The sequence below is a fragment of the Streptomyces alkaliphilus genome (assembly GCF_014141535.1).
GTDB classification, from domain to species: domain Bacteria; phylum Actinomycetota; class Actinomycetes; order Streptomycetales; family Streptomycetaceae; genus Streptomyces; species Streptomyces alkaliphilus.
The window spans coordinates 1-2795 of the sequence record NZ_VKHT01000701.1 but is presented as its reverse complement, the minus strand read 5'-3'; the positions used below and the strand labels follow the sequence as shown (position 1 = coordinate 2795).

3 protein-coding genes are annotated in these 2795 nt (G+C 73.5%); all 3 read right to left on the bottom strand.

The features are described from left to right. Positions 1-27: 27 nt before the first annotated feature. The 3 genes from FNQ90_RS18675 to FNQ90_RS18665 all read right to left on the bottom strand — a co-directional run bounded on the left by FNQ90_RS18675 (position 28) and on the right by FNQ90_RS18665 (position 2698). A complete protein-coding gene (locus FNQ90_RS18675; RefSeq protein ID WP_182607427.1) occupies positions 28-1272 on the bottom strand; it encodes a baeRF3 domain-containing protein in 1245 nt (414 codons plus the stop codon). Between the two features lie 415 nt (positions 1273-1687). After that, positions 1688-1933, bottom strand: coding sequence for a TM2 domain-containing protein (locus tag FNQ90_RS18670; protein ID WP_182607426.1), 246 nt, complete (start codon positions 1931-1933; stop codon positions 1688-1690). Between the two features lie 249 nt (positions 1934-2182). Then, complete coding sequence (locus FNQ90_RS18665; RefSeq protein WP_323380061.1) at positions 2183-2698, bottom strand: DUF2752 domain-containing protein; 516 nt, start codon at positions 2696-2698, stop codon at positions 2183-2185. Between the last annotated feature and the right edge of the window lie 97 nt (positions 2699-2795).

Below are 2795 nucleotides of genomic sequence, written 5' to 3'. Positions count from 1 at the left end.
CGACTGCCCCGCCCCGGCCCCGACGGTTCAGTACCGCAGCACGGCCGCCAACCGTCCGTGATCGGCGAGCGCGTCGTCCTCCACGAAGACCACCTTGGCGCCGGTGTCCAGAGCGGTCTCGGCGACCTCGTCGACGATGTCCTCCCGGACCTCACCCAGGTTCTCGCCGGGGCGTTCGCCGACCGGCGCGGACTCCTCGCGGCGCCCGGCGAAGCCGCTCGGCGGGAAGTCCAGGACGCGCACCTCACCGTTGCCGTTGCCGTTCGCGCCGGCCCCGGCCTCCGCCGCCTCACCGTCCGCCGGGAAGGGCCGCAGGTGACCGTCGGAGACCTGCACGGTGGTGTGGTAGTGCTCCTCCACGGCGATCATGCCCGCGCGGCCCTCCCGCACGGCCATCCACACCTCGTCGAGTCCGGCGGCGAAGGACTTGCGGCTGACGGCGGTGTCCAACTCCTTGCCGACCTGTTCGGTGCGGCGGTGGGCGTACTCGTCCAGGAGCGGCCCCATCTCCTCCAACAGCGCCGGGCCCGAGGCGTCGGTCAGCCCACCCTTGGTCAGCCGACCCGCCGTCTCCACGGTGGAGGGAAGCACGTCGTCCAGGAGGCCGAGGGCCTCCGGCAGCCCGGCGACGAACAGCGGCAGCGGCTCCTTGCGGCAGACCTCCTCCACCGCCGTGGCGATGTCGCGGAAGAAGGACTTGGTGTGTTCCTGCGCGTAGAGGCTGTCGGGTCCGCCCGTGCGGTGCATGCGCTCGGGGTCGAAGTTCTGTTCGGGCACGCTGGGCATGCTCATCGGGAAGCCGCAGATCTCCTGCTCGTCGATGTGCTCCGGGGCGCCGCGCCAGAGCACCGCGCGGTCGGCGGCGACCACGAGCAGGTGGTAGCTGCGCTCCGCCGCCCGCGCGGCGACGAGGTTGCGGGTCAGCCAGCTGTCGCTGATCACCACGCGCTCGGGCACCCAGCGCGGCACCGGCCACACGTGGAACTCGTTCTCGTCGGCGAGGACGACCAGGCCGTCCAGGGTGTACCGGAGATCGAGGTCGTCCACGGCGGCCCGCAGCTGCCGCACGACGGCGTCCCGGCTCTGCCGGGAGACGTGGGGAGCCTCGGTGAGTCGCCGCTCGGTGGCGGCGATCAGGTTGCGCAGCCGGATCACGTCCTGGTTGTTGTCCGGGCCGTGACGGTGGGTGGGCAGGGTGATGGTCACGGCGGGGTAGGGGCGGCGTTCGCGCAGCCGGCTCAGGGTGTCGGCGGTCAGTTCTCCGGTGTGCATCGGGAGCCTCCTCGTCGCTGTCGGATCACCGACGGGTTTCCGGTGGGTCCCGGCCGGGACCCGGTGGACGGTCACCGGGTACCCCGCGGGGGCCGATCGGACCGTCGCGGTACCGGCTCCGGCGGTGCGGCCGCCGGGCGCTGTTCGTCGCCGGGGTCCTTCCGGGTCCGGGGGGACCCGGTCCGGTCGGTGCCGCGTCGCCGGGCGCGGGGCGCTCCGGCGGCGCGGTCGGGGCGGGGCCCCGGCGTTTCCTGCGCGTACCCGGGGGCACCCGGGTCACGCCCCCTTCGTGTCGTTCGGGCCGGTCCGGGCGCCGGGGCGGTTCGATGTGCTCCCCGCCCGGGGCGCCCCGGAACGCGCCGACCCCCGCCACCGGGAGCGGTGGCGGGGGTCGGGGCAGGCGCCGTGCGCCGGATCAGCTCTTGAGGACCAGGCCCTCGGAGTCGGTGCGGTCGTCCTTCACCAGGAAGAGGATGCCGTCGATCAGGGCCCAGACGCCCAGCCCTCCGCAGGTCAGCAGCTGGGCGACGGCCAGGCCGTAGTGGCCGGTGTACCAGCGGCCGGCGCCCACGCCGCCCACGAGGATCTGCAGGATGCCGGCGACAACCTTGGACTTGGTGGAGAAGGGCTTGCCGTTGGGGGCGGTCACGGGGGTGGCCATCGGTACTCCTTGGTGCAGAGCGGTGGAGGTCTGGAGCCGGAAGTGGGGCCGTCGCGGGACGGCTCCACCGGGGACGGGACGTGGATGGGGAGAACCCGTGACGGCCACGTGTCCGTTCCGGCGAGATCTTCGACACGCCGAAGGTCGAGATGGTTGCATTGGACGACCGTTTTTGATCAAACGGTGATCTGATGGGGCGTCTCCTGCCCGAGAGGAACCGAACCCTCCGTTTTTCGGGCGCCCGGCCACTCAGCCCGGGGCCCACCCGGCGAGGTTCCGCAGCACCGCCCACAGCACCGCGATCGTCAGGACCACCGCGGTGCCGATCCCCTCCAGACGCGGCCGGTACCGCCTCCCCCGGGCACCCTCGTACAGCCATCGTCCGCCCCACCAGGCCGCGGCCGGCACGCCGAGCACGAGCAGGACGGCGTTGTCGGCGAAGGCGGCCGGCAGGTCGCCGTGCATGAGGTCGTAGGCCATCCGGGTGCCGCCGCAGGCGGGGCAGTACAGGCCGGTCAGCCAGTGGAACGGGCAGCGCGGCAGCCACTGCCCGCCGACGTGCGGATCTGTGCGGTACAGGTACGCGGCACCGAGCAGGCCGGTACCGAGTGTCGCCAGGGGTGGTAGGACGGGGTGCCGGAGGCGACGGGATGCCCGGGACCGTCGCCGGACGGGTCCCGGAGCCGGTTCGGCGGTCGGGGGAGCGCATCCCGGCGCATCGAGGCGCGCGGGGGCGTCGGAACCCCCCTCACGGCTCTCCGTCACGGCTCCCCTCCTCTCCTCTCCTCTCCGGTCCTCTCCGGTCCTCTCCGGGGTTCGCTCCGTCCCCGTTCCGTCCCGCCCGAGCCCCGTGCCACCCCCC

Coding starts and splice junctions, on each gene's coding strand:
- FNQ90_RS18675 (WP_182607427.1), bottom strand. CDS start 1,272: ATGCACACCGGAGAACTGACCGCCGACACCCTGAGCCGGCTGCGCGAA.
- FNQ90_RS18670 (WP_182607426.1), bottom strand. CDS start 1,933: ATGGCCACCCCCGTGACCGCCCCCAACGGCAAGCCCTTCTCCACCAAG.